The 15,788-nt window shown below is 36.9% G+C and carries 17 protein-coding genes; 5 read left to right on the forward strand and 12 right to left on the reverse strand.

The features are described 5' to 3' along the window. Positions 1-53 precede the first annotated feature (53 nt). The 5 genes from M3610_RS22760 to M3610_RS22780 all read right to left on the reverse strand — a co-directional run bounded on the left by M3610_RS22760 (position 54) and on the right by M3610_RS22780 (position 4,969). Positions 54-995: an ATP-grasp domain-containing protein gene (locus tag M3610_RS22760; protein WP_251462848.1), complete on the reverse strand. Its 942-nt coding sequence runs from the start codon at positions 993-995 to the stop codon at positions 54-56. A gap of 144 nt (positions 996-1,139) precedes the next feature. Next, positions 1,140-1,628 (reverse strand): L,D-transpeptidase family protein, encoded by a 489-nt coding sequence (locus M3610_RS22765; RefSeq protein ID WP_251462850.1) that lies wholly within the window; start codon positions 1,626-1,628, stop codon positions 1,140-1,142. A gap of 60 nt (positions 1,629-1,688) precedes the next feature. Next, positions 1,689-3,191, reverse strand: coding sequence for an aminotransferase class V-fold PLP-dependent enzyme (locus M3610_RS22770; RefSeq protein ID WP_251462852.1), 1,503 nt, complete (start codon positions 3,189-3,191; stop codon positions 1,689-1,691). Positions 3,192-3,783: 592 nt separating this feature from the next. Further along, on the reverse strand, positions 3,784-4,131 hold the full coding sequence (locus tag M3610_RS22775; protein WP_026563700.1) for a hypothetical protein: 348 nt from the start codon (positions 4,129-4,131) through the stop codon (positions 3,784-3,786). A gap of 103 nt (positions 4,132-4,234) precedes the next feature. Further along, positions 4,235-4,969 (reverse strand): polysaccharide deacetylase family protein, encoded by a 735-nt coding sequence (locus M3610_RS22780; protein ID WP_251462854.1) that lies wholly within the window; start codon positions 4,967-4,969, stop codon positions 4,235-4,237. Between the two features lie 148 nt (positions 4,970-5,117). Here M3610_RS22780 and M3610_RS22785 point away from each other — a divergent pair, with 148 nt between their 5' ends. Continuing rightward, positions 5,118-5,909: a Cof-type HAD-IIB family hydrolase gene (locus M3610_RS22785; protein ID WP_098574948.1), complete on the forward strand. Its 792-nt coding sequence runs from the start codon at positions 5,118-5,120 to the stop codon at positions 5,907-5,909. 58 nt (positions 5,910-5,967) lie between these two features. On the opposite strand, the gene M3610_RS22790 is transcribed toward M3610_RS22785, so the two are convergent. Beyond that, entirely contained in the window at positions 5,968-6,804 is an 837-nt protein-coding gene (locus tag M3610_RS22790; RefSeq protein ID WP_098574949.1) for a DMT family transporter, read from the reverse strand. A 244-nt stretch (positions 6,805-7,048) separates the two neighbouring features. Here M3610_RS22790 and M3610_RS22795 point away from each other — a divergent pair, with 244 nt between their 5' ends. Further along, entirely contained in the window at positions 7,049-7,915 is an 867-nt protein-coding gene (locus M3610_RS22795; protein ID WP_251462856.1) for a MerR family transcriptional regulator, read from the forward strand. A gap of 40 nt (positions 7,916-7,955) precedes the next feature. Beyond that, positions 7,956-8,480 (forward strand): MerR family transcriptional regulator, encoded by a 525-nt coding sequence (locus tag M3610_RS22800; protein ID WP_251462858.1) that lies wholly within the window; start codon positions 7,956-7,958, stop codon positions 8,478-8,480. A gap of 55 nt (positions 8,481-8,535) precedes the next feature. On the opposite strand, the gene M3610_RS22805 is transcribed toward M3610_RS22800, so the two are convergent. Together M3610_RS22805 and M3610_RS22810 are read right to left on the reverse strand one after the other, a co-directional pair. Then, the gene (locus M3610_RS22805) at positions 8,536-9,522 is read right to left on the reverse strand and encodes an acyltransferase family protein (protein ID WP_251462860.1); all 987 of its coding nucleotides are present in this window, start codon (positions 9,520-9,522) and stop codon (positions 8,536-8,538) included. 299 nt (positions 9,523-9,821) lie between these two features. After that, a complete protein-coding gene (locus tag M3610_RS22810; RefSeq protein ID WP_251462862.1) occupies positions 9,822-11,063 on the reverse strand; it encodes a DHH family phosphoesterase in 1,242 nt (413 codons plus the stop codon). A 205-nt stretch (positions 11,064-11,268) separates the two neighbouring features. On the opposite strand from M3610_RS22810, the gene M3610_RS22815 reads away from it, so the two are divergent. Then, complete coding sequence (locus M3610_RS22815; RefSeq protein WP_251462863.1) at positions 11,269-12,240, forward strand: NAD(P)H-dependent flavin oxidoreductase; 972 nt, start codon at positions 11,269-11,271, stop codon at positions 12,238-12,240. Positions 12,241-12,287: 47 nt separating this feature from the next. Here M3610_RS22815 and M3610_RS22820 read toward each other — a convergent pair whose 3' ends face one another. Further along, positions 12,288-12,773, reverse strand: coding sequence for a nitroreductase family protein (locus M3610_RS22820; protein ID WP_251462865.1), 486 nt, complete (start codon positions 12,771-12,773; stop codon positions 12,288-12,290). A gap of 135 nt (positions 12,774-12,908) precedes the next feature. Between M3610_RS22820 and M3610_RS28085 the strand changes: the two genes are divergently transcribed. Further along, positions 12,909-13,034, forward strand: a complete 126-nt coding sequence (locus tag M3610_RS28085) for a hypothetical protein (protein WP_285851459.1) — start codon at positions 12,909-12,911, stop codon at positions 13,032-13,034. Positions 13,035-13,086: 52 nt separating this feature from the next. Here M3610_RS28085 and M3610_RS22825 read toward each other — a convergent pair whose 3' ends face one another. The 3 genes from M3610_RS22825 to M3610_RS22835 form a co-directional block, all read right to left on the reverse strand. Beyond that, positions 13,087-13,770 (reverse strand): M50 family metallopeptidase, encoded by a 684-nt coding sequence (locus M3610_RS22825; RefSeq protein ID WP_251462867.1) that lies wholly within the window; start codon positions 13,768-13,770, stop codon positions 13,087-13,089. 125 nt (positions 13,771-13,895) lie between these two features. Then, positions 13,896-14,588 carry an ABC transporter ATP-binding protein gene (locus M3610_RS22830; RefSeq protein WP_251462869.1) on the reverse strand — a complete coding sequence of 231 codons (693 nt, stop codon included), beginning with the start codon at positions 14,586-14,588 and terminating at the stop codon, positions 13,896-13,898. Position 14,589: 1 nt separating this feature from the next. After that, positions 14,590-15,788: ABC transporter permease (locus tag M3610_RS22835; protein ID WP_251462871.1), on the reverse strand; the 1,199-nt coding region annotated here is incomplete at its 5' end.

Raw genomic sequence — 15,788 nt, forward strand, 5'->3', positions numbered from 1 at the left:
AAAGATAAGGCGTGAAGAAATTCACGCCTTATCTTTATACCTTTTTATATAAACTATACTTTCAAACGTTCGAGCTCTTCTTTCAAAAACTTAGCAAGCTCTAACATTCCAAATTTCCCTGCCCTTGCTTCAGCCTCTGAATTATAATTGGTATTTGTATTGATGTCATACGTATAAATTTCGCCTGCTCCATTACAGATAAATTCAATGCCGGCTACTTGAATCTGGTTAGCAGCAAGTACCTGTTCATACTTTATAATTATAGGGTCTGAAAAACCAGCAATGATTTCAAATTTTGGTTTCTCTTCCTTCTCTTCGCCAACTGGACAAAATAAATCACCAATCTGGCAGGCATCTGCCGGGCATAATTGAAATCCTTCCGACGTATCTACCTTAACTGCATAAACGAATTTCCCGCCAATAAATTCACAGCGAGTAATAAAACTTTCCGGTGCCTGTATGTAATCTTGAATTAATGTTATCCCGTCCACTGGTTCTTCGAAAGAAGGTCCCTCTACATATTTTTTTAATCCCTCTAAAGATTGAAAAAGCTGTACACCCAACCCTTTCCCCGCTCGGTTATGTTTTGTGATAAAAGGTTTACCCATAAATTCAACTGCCGCCTCAAGGATTTGCTCCTTCCCTACGGCTGCAATGGTTCGAGGTGTTTCAATTCGGTATTTATTAAGTTCCAAGTATTGAATTATTTTACTAACTTCCAACTGTAGTGCTCGCGACCCGTTAATAACCTTTCTGCCGTGTGCTTCTAGCCAGGAAAGGACTTGTCCAGCAAATTCGGGCGCAAACCGATGTCCTCTTGTATGTGAGGACGCACTCATCCGGTTATAAAAAACCCCTTCAGGCGGTTCTTTTGAAAGGTCCAGACGTCCACTGTCTAAGTGCCATTCTTCATAAGGCACACCTAATTCGTCTAACCGCTTTGTAAGATGAATGGTCCAGTCGCTATTTTCATGGATGATATAAACTTTTGTCAATACAAACGTCTCCCCTCGGTCTCATAATTGCCTTTATATTAAAAATTATAATTTTGATTGGTTAATTTGTGAAGATTGTGAAATTAATTAAACGAATTCCAAGGATAAATAAAAAAGGCTGATTCGAAAATCTGCCTTTCCCACTTAAGGACGTATCAATACGCGAGTTCCATTAGGGACCATCTCTGCAAGTTGTAATACATCCCGATTATACATTCTTACACAGCCATGAGAGACCGCTTTCCCGATTGAACTTGGGTTGTTTGTACCGTGAATACCATAGCCCAGTTTTGATAGCGATAGCCACAATACACCGAAGGGTCCCCCGGGATTATATTGCCGATTAACAATCACGAAATCCCCAGTTGGTGTATTTGTCAACATCTTCCCTACGGCGATGGGAAAAATTTTCACTAGTCTGCCATTATTGTATAATGAAAGTCTTCGTTTACCAACAGAGATTTGAATGGAATATGGAATCGTAGAAGGCTCTGGCAGACCTGGAATTTGAATTTTTTGTCCCACATGTAAATGCCCGACCCCAGGATTAGCTGCATAAAGGCTTTGGAGACTTACGCGATAATTTGCAGAGATAATCCCCAGCGTTTCCCCTGGCTTAACTGTGTGAATCATAAGACCCCACCTTTCTCTTGACAGCATATGCCCAAACAAGTTTGTGGGTAACCTTATTCATTATTCAAATCGAAATAGCGGAGCCATGTCCTCACTTTGGTGGTGGACATAAAAGTAATCATTACTTGCCTTATCATAAAGATAATCATTCTTCCATTCATTAATGTTTAAGATAATTTCTCTTATCGCATTTACAAACAACATAATTTCTTCATTGGTCATAATCGGATGGATTGAGAACCGTACCCATCCTGGTTTCTGCGACAAGTCCCCCTGGTTAATTTTCTCAGTAATTTGTAAAGAGGATTCTTTATCAATATGAAGGAGATGATGGCCGTAGGTCCCTGCACAAGAGCACCCTCCTCTTACCTGAATTCCAAACCGATCATTTAGCAGGCGAACAATTAAATTGTAATGGATATTTTCAATATAAAACGAAACAATCCCGAGACGATCGCTTTTATGTCCAGCTAATATATGAACACCCGGTATGTCAAATAATTTAGGTAATAGAATACTTAACTGTTCTTTCTCACGTTTCAATATATTGTCTACACCCATTTGTTCTTTCAAATTCAAGCATAGGGCGGTCCGAATCGCTTGTAATATCCCAGGTGTCCCGCCATCTTCCCGCAACTCGATATCAGAATAATATTGGTGCCCTCCCCATGGATTCGTCCATGTCACCGTTCCACCCCCTGGATGGTCTGGAACATGATTTGAATACAGTCGAGTATCAAAAACCAATACCCCACTAGTACCCGGTCCTCCTAGAAATTTATGAGGAGAGAAAAAGATGGCATCAAGTTTTTCTAAGGGATCCACTGGATGCATATTGATCGTTACATACGGAGCTGATGCTGCGAAATCCACTAAGCAGATCCCGCCATGTTGATGCATGATTTTGGCTAATTGATGGTATGGTGTTTGAAGCCCTGTTACATTCGAGCATGCTGTAAACGAACCAATCTTCATTCTTCTATTTTTATAATGCTGAAGCATCTGGACCAACTGATTACAGTCCACATTACCATCATGGTCTGGAGGTAAAATAACTACATCCCCTATTGTTTCAAGCCACGATGTTTGGTTGGAATGATGTTCCATATGCGTAATAAAAATAATGGGGCGCTCACTCTCAGGAAGTGCCAGTCGCGATTTCCACTGTTCATGTACTCTAATTCCCAATAGTCTTTGAAACTTATTCATAACAGATGTCATCCCAAATCCATCGAGAATCAGGGCATCATGTTCGTCGGCATTTACATGGGCCTTAATAATTTGTTTGGATTGATTATATATTCCTGTCATCATTAAGCTGGTTATATTCGATTCTGTATGTGTATTGGCCATAAATGGGCCAAATACTTCTGAAATCTTCTGCTCAATGGGGCGATAGAGACGCCCACTGGCCGTCCAATCCGCATAGACAATTTTCTTTTTTCCAAGAGGAGATTCAAATTCCTGGTTTATCCCAATCACTTGTGAGCGAAACGGTTGAAAATATTCCTCAAGGTTATCTGGGATTCGAAAGGTTTTACTGCCAATCGTAGCGGTAATCATTTGTTTCACACCTCACAATTAAACTCTTGCTTCAATATATGCATGACATGGATACACTGGTCCTTTAACTAGAGCCAAATAAAAAAGCAGCCTAATCAAAATGAGGTTCTCTTGGATTTATGAGATAGAACTCAATCCTTTTTTATATAAGATGTCTTGTCCTTAATGAGTAACCAGCAAAAGGAGAATAAGCGGAGACTTTCTGGTTAGATGCGGAATGGAGCTCGTTTCGGGGTAAATAAGGGGAGGTTTTCCGGTTATGCAAAGCAAAGATCCTATTTTTCGAATTTTTCGAGTTAATAGGCGGAAATTCTCCGTCTATTTAAGCATTTTTTAATAAAAATTTCCAATTAAGCGGAATTTTTCCGTCTATTGATCAGCTCTGGTGCTTAGCCTGATCCCCCAACCGATAAGTGAGGACCCTCTTGATCCTAGATTCGGGAATCATCAGCTTTTTTATCAACCAGCATATAAAAAAAAGACGTATGCCAATTCATACGTCTTTTTTTGTGTCTTTTAATAAGAAAGCACCCTAAAACGGATCCCTTTAATCAAAATAATCCAGATTGCTTTTTTAAGGATGTAGTTAATGTTAATAAGTAGTAATTTTCGCTGATTCTTTTTTGGTTACTTCCTCAATCTTTTGAATAAACATTTGAAATACACGCCTTTTTTCTTCTAAGTCCTTTATGTATTCTTTAAGCTGATTATAGCTTTCTTCAAAAGGTTTATGATACATATCACGAATTTTTTCAATAATTTCTTCGTTTACTGTCGATTGAATCACTTGCTTGGTGATTCCATATTTGTAGGAATATACTTTTAATTCCTGTGCTACCTCATCGTACTCATTCGCAATCTCAGTTAAAACTAGTGAGATATCATCCTTCCACTCATCTAGTGATTTTTGTAAGTAGGATTTTACCATTGTCTCTTCCATATAAACACCCGCCCTAATAGAGTCATAGTTATGTTTTACTATTATAGCGTTGTTTGATTACATACAGATTGCGGACAGTTTACAGTGTCTTTTCATTATCTGCTTACTCCACCTTCACCGCTTGTTCAAAATCAGCAAGCATGGTTGAATATTTTATATAAATCCGTGGTAAATAGTAGAGTTCGTTTTTAAAGCCCGTCAGAGAAAATGGACCTGGCGTAGTTGTGAGTCCAAATTGATAATATTTTTTTGTTTCTGCCACCACATGTTCATTCGTATTTCCATAAGGGTATGCGATTGCAATTACCGGTTTCCCTGTTATTTTCTGAATTTTTTCTTTCGATTCCTTCAGTTCGTATTCTAGGTTATTCACTTTGGTTAAATCAGGATGTGTCGATGTATGTGACTGAACTGAGATTAATCCTGTATTTACTAGCATTCTTAGATCCGAATTTGTTAAGCGGTTCGTTCTACCGATAAAATCGGAAATCACAAAAAAGGTAGCAGTCGGATGAAAATTTCTATTTGACAGCTTTTGTAAAATTGAAAACGCATGAAGATTGTTTTTATACCCGTCATCTAAGGTGATAAATATTGGTTTTGGGACTGATTCTATCTCCTGCCAACGCTCGAAAGTTAATAAGGTATACCCATGGTCTCTTAAATAGGTCATTTGTTTCTCGAAGTTTTCTGGTGTCACATATAGCTCCTTAGAGCCAGTCCCACTATATTGGTCGATGGAGTGATAGACTAGAATCGGAACTTTTTGCTTTGCTGCCACATTTTTTGGAAGTCCTAAAATGAGAAGAGACAGGAATAGAAGGAACATCTTTTTCATAATTTTTTTGCCTCACTTTTTCATATTGATGTCTATTCCCTCTATTATTCCTCCAAGCTTGGAAAACAACACAATTAGATGAAAGTGACTTCCACTATCGAAAAGTGGTAGACTAAAACCAATAATTTTTGAAGAAGGAGCTGCGGACGTGACCAATTACAAAGTTTTATTTTTAGATATTGATGGAACACTACTGAGACCTGATGATACAATCGAGGATTCTACCAAAGAAGCCATTTCACAAGTTCAAGCAAAAGGGGTGGAGGTTTTCTTAGCAACCGGCAGGCCGCTTCATGAAATAGATGAACTTGGCAAGGAGTTGAATATTCATTCATTCATTGGTTATAACGGAGCCTATGCCATTTATAAAGGGAAGGACCTCTACCAGAAACCAATGAACAGCTCAACCGTTACAAAATTCTTAGAAATTGCAAAGGAAAATCAGAATGAAGTGGTCCTTTATACAAATAGTAAGAACGTTTTTACCAATATAGAAGCAGAGATTAGCACTGAATTTATGCACAAATTTCACTTACACAAAAATGAACCGTATTCACCGGCAGTCAATAACGCTGTATTAGGGATGACACTGGTGAATTTAAAAAAAGACGATCCTGCCCTTTATCAGGAAAATGAAGAGGAAATCCACTTATCACAAGTCAATGTCGACGGAATGCGCCATTGTTATGATGTCATTCAAGATAGTGTGAACAAAGGTTTTGGAGTTCAAGTAGTATTAGAGAGACTTGGAATCGATAAGGAAAGTTCAATTGCATTTGGAGATGGAATGAACGATAAGGAAATGCTTCAAACTGTCGGGGAAGGCTTTGCGATGGGAAACGGACATCCTGATCTTTTTCAATATGCCAAACATAAAACGACAGAGGTCACTAATTCTGGTATTTATAATGGATTGAAAAAGCTTGGTCTCATTAACTAAAGTCTGAGCTAAAAAAAAGTGCAGAACCTTTCAATTAAACTGAAAGGCCTGCACTTTTTTATAACTTCGTAAAAATGATCCCAACTATGGCAGTAAGAACGCCAATAACTTGATACCTTTTAAGTTTTTCTTTATAAAGCAAAAATCCAGCTAGAACAACGACTAGACAATTTAGACTTACTACTGGAAAGACGATACTAGCTGTCCCTGTTTTAAGTGCGTAGAAATAACAACTATAGCCTAAAATACTAATTAGACCTACAATCGAACCCACATTGACTTCTGATCTCTGCCATTTTTCCTTTGTCAGGACACTACAAATGATTAAATAAATACTTCCGCCACCATACATAGAAATGAGGATATTCAATGAATTGAGATGCAAATAAGAGGTTGTTTTCATTAAAATCCCTAATATTCCAAAGGATACAATCGCTAGGCCCACACGAATCATCCAAGGAAGATAATTGGTCCTTCGTTTTTTTTCCGTTGAATATTGAATTGCCATGGCAGACCCAAGCATAAATACAATCCCTAACCACTGAATCAATGTAATTTGTTCATGAAAAACAAAGGCTGCACAAATGATTGGAAATATAGTATTCGTGCCTATTAATGGTGAGGTTAAACTAGCAGGCCCTTTTTCAAAAGCCTTTGACATTTGGATATTGCCGTTTGCATTTAGTATACCAATCAATGCTCCCAGCAGAATAGTCATTACGTTTAGATGAACGGTTTCATTAACAATCGCAAATCCTAATGTTAAGACAAAGGCAACAAAATAAAAAAAGAACTGTATATGTACCTTCGAGACCCTCATCCCCGTACTCCACTTAAAAATTGTATTATTTGCCCCGAAGCAAACCATAGTAATAAAGGCCGCTGCAATCCACATGTTGCTCCTTCTTTCTTTATCTTTTTCACTTCATATAATAAACCTCTATATCATTTCTCTCAATTGTTTTTTTGCAAATATTTATTTTAGAAAATGCTTTTCGCAAAAAAAATGTTGTTATTTCATGGTTTCCGTCTTGTTTTGATAGCTTTTGTCATCTTGCAGGAAAAAGTAATACCAAATGGTGAATAACTTACAGAAGATGAATTATTTCCTAGATAAATAGAAAGGAATGACTGTTCTAATGAAGACCTATACCTTAAAAGAAGCGGCAAAAAAAATAAATATCAAACCAGGCGTTCTCCGTCAGTGGGAAAAAGATTTAGAGGAATTACTCGAGATTCCCCGAACAAAGCAAGGGGCAAGGATTTATACAGAATTAGAAATTGAAAAACTAGTAGAAATTAAAAGAATGTATGAAAATAAATTAACTAAGGAAGAAATTAGAGAAATTATGCATAAGAAATTACATCCTGAAAGTGAATTTATACAAGAGATTACTCAAGTTTCACTCGAGGTCCTTTCAGAACCCTCCGCGCAAATTACTATACAGGATGCCATTGATGCGCATCAGTTTTTCGAAGCAATGGATACGTATAAGGAAACTTTCTTAAGCGAAGTAAAAAATGAAATACGTAATGTTGTGCGAAAGGAAGTAGTGGAAGAAGTAAAGAAGGAAATAAACAAAGGGACCTATACAACCGTTAAGTCAATCTCTGACTCTATATATAAATCGTCTGCTAACACACAGGCAGAAATCCAAGATTTATCAAAGAGCTTAGAAAAAGCATCTGAACTCTCGGCAGACTCCTTACACTACCTTTCTAACAATATTACCAACGCAGCAATCGAAACTTCTCAGGAAATTTATACACTCTCCAAACAGTTATCAGAAACATCAGAGGAATTATCCCACTATGTAGATGTTACAAACAACGAAATCTCAAGTTTAACGGAGGCTATGCACAAAGAGCGCGAATTCTTCCTTGAAGAGCGAGATCAATACCGACAAGAAATTACACAACGAGAAATTGCCTTTCAACAAATGTTGAACAGCTATCGGGATGTAGCAGCAACAAAAGAAAAGAAATGGTGGAAATTCTGGTCTTAATTTGGGTTAAGATTTAATTAATTCATTGGAGGGATTCGAAATGAATACTAGTGAAGTAGCAAAATTATTAGGTGTTTCTACCAGTACTATTCAACGCTGGGTCAAACAGCTCGAGTTACCAATGGAAAGAAATGAGCGCGGACATTATCATTTTAACAAAGAGGATATCGAAGTATTAAAAAAAATCCATGAACAACTCCAAAATGGAACATTAATCCAGGAAATCACACCAATCAAAGAGAACAAAATTCCTAGAAAAGGTGCTGTAAAGGCCGTAGAAAACAATCACGCATTTGAAGAATTGACTGCAAAAGTTAGTAAATTAGAAATTGCCCTTCATTCCAAGGCAGATTCTGTTGTTTCATATCAACTCTTACAGCACCGGCGTGAAATAGAAGAATTACAATCTCAAGTAAATGAATTAACTAGGCAACTTGATCAATTCCAAAAGCTTCTTAGTAAAGTGAATATACCTTCTCAATTAGATGACCCTATGGTATTTGATTCAAGTAAGGGTAAAAGAAAAAAGAAAAATATTGTCAGCTCATTATTTGGATTCTTATAACAATAAAAAGAGCCGAACAGGTATTTGTTCGGCTCTTTACGATTCCCTTAATTACTTAAATCTTTAATTCCACAATAGGACGCGTATATTTTTTAGTGACGTAGCTGCCAAGGATTAAACAGATGACGAAAGAAAGGATAATCAGTAAAAGATATTGTCCTGAGAAATTAAATAAATTTTGGTCAATAACGGTTACTTCAAGTGATTTGATAATAAAACCATGGAACAAATAGACATACAACGTTCTTTCACCTATTTTCGATACCTTTAGTGGGTTGGAAGGTATAACCGTGAGAAATCCGTAGACGACAATTAATGTCAGCAGATATTGGAAGCCTCGATAAAGTCCATCCACCCATTCCTCTTGTCCCATATTGGCATAGGAAGTATCTCCCAAAAGCCATGGAACGACGTTATGCGGTAAACTGAACCCAAAAGAAAACAGCGTTCCGAGAATAATAACTAATCCAACATGACGTGAATATTTTGAACGAATCGCTTTTTTCAACTGATCGCCATTTAGTAAAAAACCCAATAAAAAATACGGAAAAAAGACAAATGTTCTAGACAAGCTTAAATAGCTACCCACATCATCAATAAATCCAATGGCTATTCCTAATCCGATGGAGAAACAAAATCCGACCCATCTAAATCTGGCAAAAACATAAAGTAATAAATTCCAACAAAACAAACTCAGCAAAAACCATAGTGACCAATGTGGATGTAAAAAATCGAACTCCAGACTAGCTTCCTGACCATTTAAATAATAATAAACCGAATAAATGATTTGGAAAATGAAATAAGGCAATAATATTTTTTTAATTGACTTTACAATATAGCCTTTCTTTTTAAAACCCTTTGCAAAGTATCCAGAGATAAAAATAAATGCTGGCATGTGAAAGAGAAAAATGACTGTATATAAAGTAAATAGAATCCCGTCTTCCTCTTTTAACGGACTTATTAGGTGCCCAAAGACAACCAGAAAAATCAAAATAAATTTGGCATTGTCAAAATACTTACTCCTTTTTGAAGTTGAAGTCACCCTATCACCCCATTATTTTTTATCAAAAAGGTATTTTGAAATAATGTTAAATTTGATACTCCATTAATTCCCCTTATCCAAACCATAAAATATAGTGTCTAAAACCATTATACCGTTTGAATATTACAGGAGGATGTTAACGGAATTACTTTCTGTTTCACGATAATTACGATACTGAAATAACACTAACAAATACCTACGATTATACTACCATTCACGCCTTAACGGAATCTTAATTTTTAATAATCCCCAATTTATGACGCAAAGAGAGCTTGGGAATCCCAAGCTCTCTTTTACTTCTAAAGTATATCGACTAAGTAATTGCTGATAATCTCCGCATGGTTATCCTTTATCTTATCAATTGGCATCTTTAGTGTGGCAGATAACTGATAGAGATAATCTTGGTCATACTGAAGCCAAGAAGAAAAATTTCTTTTGAGATAACGCTCAGCAGTTTCAAATGTAGCAAAGGTTTGATCCAGTTTCTTCTTATTGTGGACAATAAAATATTCACTCTCACTGCTAGGGATGATGTATGTAATATCTCCCATTTGATTTTGAAAAGCTGTCCCAGAATGAGAAGTCTTCACGTTATATTCATTCCGATCCGCATCTGGTTTAAGCGGCAGAATTCCAAACACATCCACCACAAATTGCTTAAACGCCTCACTTGTCATTTCAGAACCAGATGCTTTTGGATGTCCACCTCCACCGTATCTCTTTGCAAAGTTTGCGACATTTACTTCATCATGAATGGTTCGAAAACCCATTTTCTTTCCACTCATATTCAATAGAATAATCATATCCATATGCGGATATAAATTATTTAGCGCATTTCCTAACTCCGATAAATATTGTTCTGCGTGTACGATCCCTACACAATAATCATCAATAAAGGTTTGAACAATTTGTCGGCTTTTTGAATAAATATATCGATTAATCTTTTGCTCCTCAATATCTAGAAGCATATTCTCCATTTCAGATAACATAAACGATTCGGTATTTTCCGTTAACCTTTTCAGCATTTCTTCTTCAAACTGCTCTCTATTCCGTATGTAAAATAAATCATTTAGGCGTTTCGCCGTTACATTATTGTTTTCATCCCATTCCCACGTATCGTATTGGCGGACTAACTCAATAAATTCCTCAAGCGCCTTATTTCTCTCCATGATTCCATTTGAAATCAAGTGATCATAAAATAATGAAGTGGCACATGTCTTCTTGCCCGTTTCATACTCGGGAATAACGCTTCCCCATTTATATTCATTAAAATGCAAGGCTGTCACATGATGATCAATCATTTGTACAGGTTTGCCTTGTTTAAACCGCTCCTCGAGTTTTTTTTCCACATGCTCATTTACCGCCAAGTCGGTAATATATATTTCTACATTATTATTCTCAGGGTTTTTAATCACCGCTTCCACTCTTTGATTTAAATTCCTGTAAGAACAGTAAAATACATTCGCTTTTTCTCCAAAAGCAAGTTTCGCGATTAGCCCGCATCCAAGCCCATCAAGGTCTATATCAGTAAATAAAATCATGACAATTACCACCATCCATTTTTAACTTCATTTCGTATCGTTTGGTTTCAACAATTTTTTTATACGGAATGTTGTTATGAAATAACATCAAGTTTATTGTAACATATTAGAAAATCATACCACCTGCCATTATGACCTGGTGATAGTAATCACAGACATCTCTAAAATGAAATGGTATGATGCATGAGAAGTTTCTACAAAAACAATGAAACGGGGTAATAAATTGAACTTTCCACAACTTAAAATAGGTCATATGATGCCAAAGGTTCCGATTATGCAAGGCGGTATGGGTGTAGGTATATCACTTAGTAAATTGGCATCAGCTGTCGCAAATGCTGGCGGTATTGGGATTATCTCTGGAACAGGGATTTCCACGGACGAAATGAGAGCACATATTAGAAAGGCGAAAAGTCTGGCTAAAGATGCTGGATACATCGGTGTTAATGTTCTATTCGCGATGAATGACTTTGCTGAAAAAATGAAAGCTGCCCTTGAAGAGAAAGTTGATTTTATTATCTCGGGTGCTGGAATTTCTAGAGATATGTATGCATGGGGAAAACAAGCAGGAATTCCAGTTATTTCAATCGTCTCATCTGCTAAATTAGCTAGGATTTCCGAAAGACTTGGGGCTGCAGCGGTTGTCGTTGAAGGCTTTGAAGCAGGTGGTCACCTTGGCACCGACCGCCCAATGTTTGATATCCTACCTGAAGTGGTTGAAGCAGTTTCCATACCGGTTATTGCTGCAGGTGGTATTTTGACTGGCGGAGATATTGCAAGAGCGCTTGCTATGGGCGCCTCAGGAGTTCAAATGGGGACACGTTTTGTCGCCAGCGAAGAATGTGATGCCCCATTAGCTTTTAAGCAAAAATATGTTGATGCAAGAAAAGATGATTTAGTTTTAGTTAAAACTACAGTAGGTCTTCATGGAAGGGCAATAAACAATCAATTTGCTAAATTAATTAGTGGAAAGGACAAGTTAAAAATCACTAAATGCATTGATTGCTTAAAAAATTGTTCCTATCGATTCTGTACTATGGATTCTTTATTGGTTTCGATGGAAGGCGACGTCGAAAATGGGCTTGTATTTGCTGGAGCGAGAGTAGGCGAAATTCAAGATATTCTTCCTGTACAACAAATCATCAACAGGCTTACATTAGAATACTTCGAAGCAATTTAGCAATTTAGAGAGCCAACCGAATTGTTCGGTTGGCTCAACACTTCCTGTTATGGTAAATTACTTATTTTATTCTTAATCGGTGTTCGTGGTTTTGGCTCCGGAATCACTTCGGGATATCCTACTCCCAAAACACCTATAATATCATAACCATCCGGAACACGAAGAATCTCCCTGTTTTTTTGCGTAATGCCAATGGAAGACCAAAATGTACCCACACCCTCTGCCCAAGCTGCTAAATTAAAATTTTGGATAAAGCAGGCCGTGGCCATAGCATTTTCCTCTGTCTCAACAGAGGTCGCACCTTGCTTTGATAAAACCATAAACACAATTGGAGCATTTCCAAAATTCGTTTTATGGTTTAGCCTCTCTCTAGTCTCAGTTCCAATAAAAAAAATCTCCCATGGTTCCGTCATGCGGTGATTGGGTGCCATTGATGCAGCCTCTAACCATGTATCGATTAAATTTTGGTCAATCTCCATGGATTTAAATTTTTTTATGTTTCTACGTGTTTTAATTGCATCTAAAGTATCCAATTACATACTCACCCTTCCGTTTTAGCTGCTCACTATAATAGCTTATGCTTCCATTCTTAACTTTTTATTAAAAGGGAGTAAAAAGTTCTCCCTTGCACAAAATAATCTCCGAGGTAACTTAAAAGGAGGCTTACGATGACTAACAAGAATGATAACAGAGAACGAAAAAATAAATACCCTAACAACAAAAATCAAGATACAGAGTTTTCAAAAGAAAAAGATATTCGCAGTGAAATGACGAAAAAAGATTTACAAAAATAATCTACACAAGCCCGCAGAAACAAGGCGGGCTTCTAATATTAGCTGAATTACTTCAACTCCCAAGCTTGTAATATCCTCTTTTTAACCCATAGAAACAAAACCACAGAGCCTGAACCATGAAGAAAAGCCCCCAAAATTGTGCTGGAAGGACTCCTGTGAGCCTGGCTAGATTTGCTGCATCCCCTGCAGATTGTGGCTGTAATAAGCTGATATACAAGATTTCATAAGCGCTTTGGACGGAGTCAACTAAAAGAATCGAGGCAATTAACAATAATAAGTTATCTCTAAAATTTTGACTCCCTTTAATGAGTAAGTAAAGAAAAGCCACCGCAAATGAGCACAGCCAAAACAAACCATAAGGATTCCTTACCCAAAAAATAAGATTCAAGCCAATAAAACCTAACAATATGTCAATTAACAAATTCTGCTTTTTCTTACCAATTAATAAAAAGGACAGAAACGCCATAAATGACGCAAAAGTGTATCCTCCTAGGCTCGTTAAGAAGCTGCCAATCCACGTTGACTGATTACTGTATGTCGCCCCTTCGGAGTTCATAAATAACGATATTCGTTCGACATTCCCTCCAAAAAGAGCAATTAATGCATGACCAGACTCATGGATAAGCGTATTAATGACTTTTACATAGTTTCCTAGAATGGGCACATGAATCAACAGAAAAGCTAATACGAGGAAAAGGAAAAACTTCGCACTGAATTTGTTCCGAACAAAGCTCATAATAAATTCTCCTCTTTTGGTATTTAGTAATACCTCCATTTTAACATCTTTTGTTAATTCTTTTGCACAATTCAACTTTATCTTCTAAAAAGCTAGCAATCACTCAGATTGCTAGCACTTTACATTTAAACTCTGTTTCCTTGCTCCATAAGTTGTCCATCCTTCATTAAGTAAATCCGATCACATAGCGGTAGAATCTGTTCGTCGTGTGTAACAATGATAGCAGATTTGTTTTGCTCCTTAACGATTTTTGCGATTAACTCAATAATGGACATGCTTCGATTTGAATCCAAACTGGCTGTTGGTTCATCCGCTAAGATGATTTCCGGATCATTAATAAACGCTCTAGCAATGGCGACTCGTTGCTTTTCTCCACCCGATAACTGGCGGGGATAAAATTTAGATCGTTGCTCCATCCCAACTGCAACTAACATCTCGTTAATCTTTCTTTTACTTTCCTTTGTCCACTGGTTCGCCATTTTTAAAACAAGGCTCAATTGCTCTTCTACCTTTAAATAAGGGACTAAGTTCGATGTTTGGAAAATATAACCTAGGTGATTTAATCTAATGTTTGCTTTATCAATATCACTAAAGGTTGCAATGTCTGTGCCATTTACAATGACTTTTCCTTTATCAGGAGATTGCAAAGCACCTGCAATCGATAAAAACGTGGATTTTCCCGACCCTGAAGGACCAATAATCGCAACCACTTCGCCCGTTTTTAAACGGAAGGATAAGTTTTTCACGATATGATTTTCCTTATCGCCATCTTTAAATGATTTTTCAACCTGTTCTAATATTAATGGTTCCATCATCATATTATTCTACTCTCCCCATTGCTTGAATTGGATCGGCCTTCACAATATTAAATACCGATAATAATGAGCCGAATATCGACACAATAAATAATAACCCTGAGAATTTAGCCATTTGCACAAAATCAAATATAAACGGGATATCATCAGGAAGAATAGACATAAAGCCCTTAGTAAAGGCTACAGCTGCTGCAATACTAACAATAGATAACATAATCACCTGAAAGATAGTTGATTTGACCAATTGACTCGATTTAGCACCGATGGCTTTTAAGATGCCAAACTGTGCAGTTTTTTGTATGGTCATAATATAAAAGAATGCGGCTAATACAAACAAAGCGATCACGATTAAAAACGATAACATCATATAAAGCGAATTTTGTTCAGCCGAATACCCAGGAATGCCCTTGACCACTTGATCCTTTTTTACCCATTCCCCATTTTTATATAAACTAGAAATGGATTTTTCCAATCCTAGATCCGCTTTGTTTATGGCAATTCCGTTATATTCACTTTTGTTTGAGCCGCCAGCGAGTTCCTCCCAAGTGTCAAGGGAAATAAGCGCAACTGGTGTATGGCTAAAAGTTTGATCATCCAAGAAACCAACAACCTTTAAGCTTATTCCACTTCGTGCATCTTTTACGATCATTCCTTTCTTAATTGTTTGAGATAACGAACGGTCTAGTAAGACAGAATTTCCCCCGTTTGTTTCTAAACTCTTACCATCTGGATCTAAAAAACTTCCTGGCTGTACAGCCATAAATGTAATATCTAATTTATCTTCAGAATTGACTTTAGAAATGGCCCCCATTTGAATACCAATTGGCTGAGCCTCACTTTTTGCTGTCAATTTCTCTAAATCAAGGGTAAAGTGAGATCGATCAATGCGCCCCTCAGCACTTTTTTGCAGATAAATAGAATGTACTGGCATGTTAATGATCGCTGAAGCATTGTTCATAGATAAGCCATTTGCAAGTCCACTGATGACAAAAACAAGGATTGCTACGAAAAAAAGAATAAAACTGATTAACAAATATCTCACTTTAAAAAATGTCATTTCCTTAAATGGTAATAAGTGAATGAATTTCATATTTCCAATCCCTTGTCTCTCAAGCGTTTCAAGGCATGAAAAAAGGAGTACCTCCCCAAATTCTTGTATAATGTAAGTGACCAAACAAACATTACATGAATAGAAAAGAGGTT

Source organism: Neobacillus sp. MER 74 (genome assembly GCF_023714155.1).

What these genes read in the sequence shown, in the direction of transcription:
- M3610_RS22765 (WP_251462850.1), bottom strand. Translation starts at nt 1,628, where the DNA reads ATGATTCACACAGTTAAGCCAGGGGAAACGCTGGGGATTATCTCTGCA.
- M3610_RS22770 (WP_251462852.1), bottom strand. Translation starts at nt 3,191, where the DNA reads ATGATTACCGCTACGATTGGCAGTAAAACCTTTCGAATCCCAGATAAC.
- M3610_RS22775 (WP_026563700.1), bottom strand. Translation starts at nt 4,131, where the DNA reads ATGGAAGAGACAATGGTAAAATCCTACTTACAAAAATCACTAGATGAG.
- M3610_RS22780 (WP_251462854.1), bottom strand. Translation starts at nt 4,969, where the DNA reads ATGAAAAAGATGTTCCTTCTATTCCTGTCTCTTCTCATTTTAGGACTT.
- M3610_RS22790 (WP_098574949.1), bottom strand. Translation starts at nt 6,804, where the DNA reads ATGTGGATTGCAGCGGCCTTTATTACTATGGTTTGCTTCGGGGCAAAT.
- M3610_RS22795 (WP_251462856.1), top strand. Translation starts at nt 7,049, where the DNA reads ATGAAGACCTATACCTTAAAAGAAGCGGCAAAAAAAATAAATATCAAA.
- M3610_RS22800 (WP_251462858.1), top strand. Translation starts at nt 7,956, where the DNA reads ATGAATACTAGTGAAGTAGCAAAATTATTAGGTGTTTCTACCAGTACT.
- M3610_RS22810 (WP_251462862.1), bottom strand. Translation starts at nt 11,063, where the DNA reads ATGATTTTATTTACTGATATAGACCTTGATGGGCTTGGATGCGGGCTA.
- M3610_RS22815 (WP_251462863.1), top strand. Translation starts at nt 11,269, where the DNA reads ATGAAACGGGGTAATAAATTGAACTTTCCACAACTTAAAATAGGTCAT.
- M3610_RS28085 (WP_285851459.1), top strand. Translation starts at nt 12,909, where the DNA reads ATGACTAACAAGAATGATAACAGAGAACGAAAAAATAAATACCCTAAC.
- M3610_RS22825 (WP_251462867.1), bottom strand. Translation starts at nt 13,770, where the DNA reads ATGAGCTTTGTTCGGAACAAATTCAGTGCGAAGTTTTTCCTTTTCCTC.
- M3610_RS22830 (WP_251462869.1), bottom strand. Translation starts at nt 14,588, where the DNA reads ATGATGATGGAACCATTAATATTAGAACAGGTTGAAAAATCATTTAAA.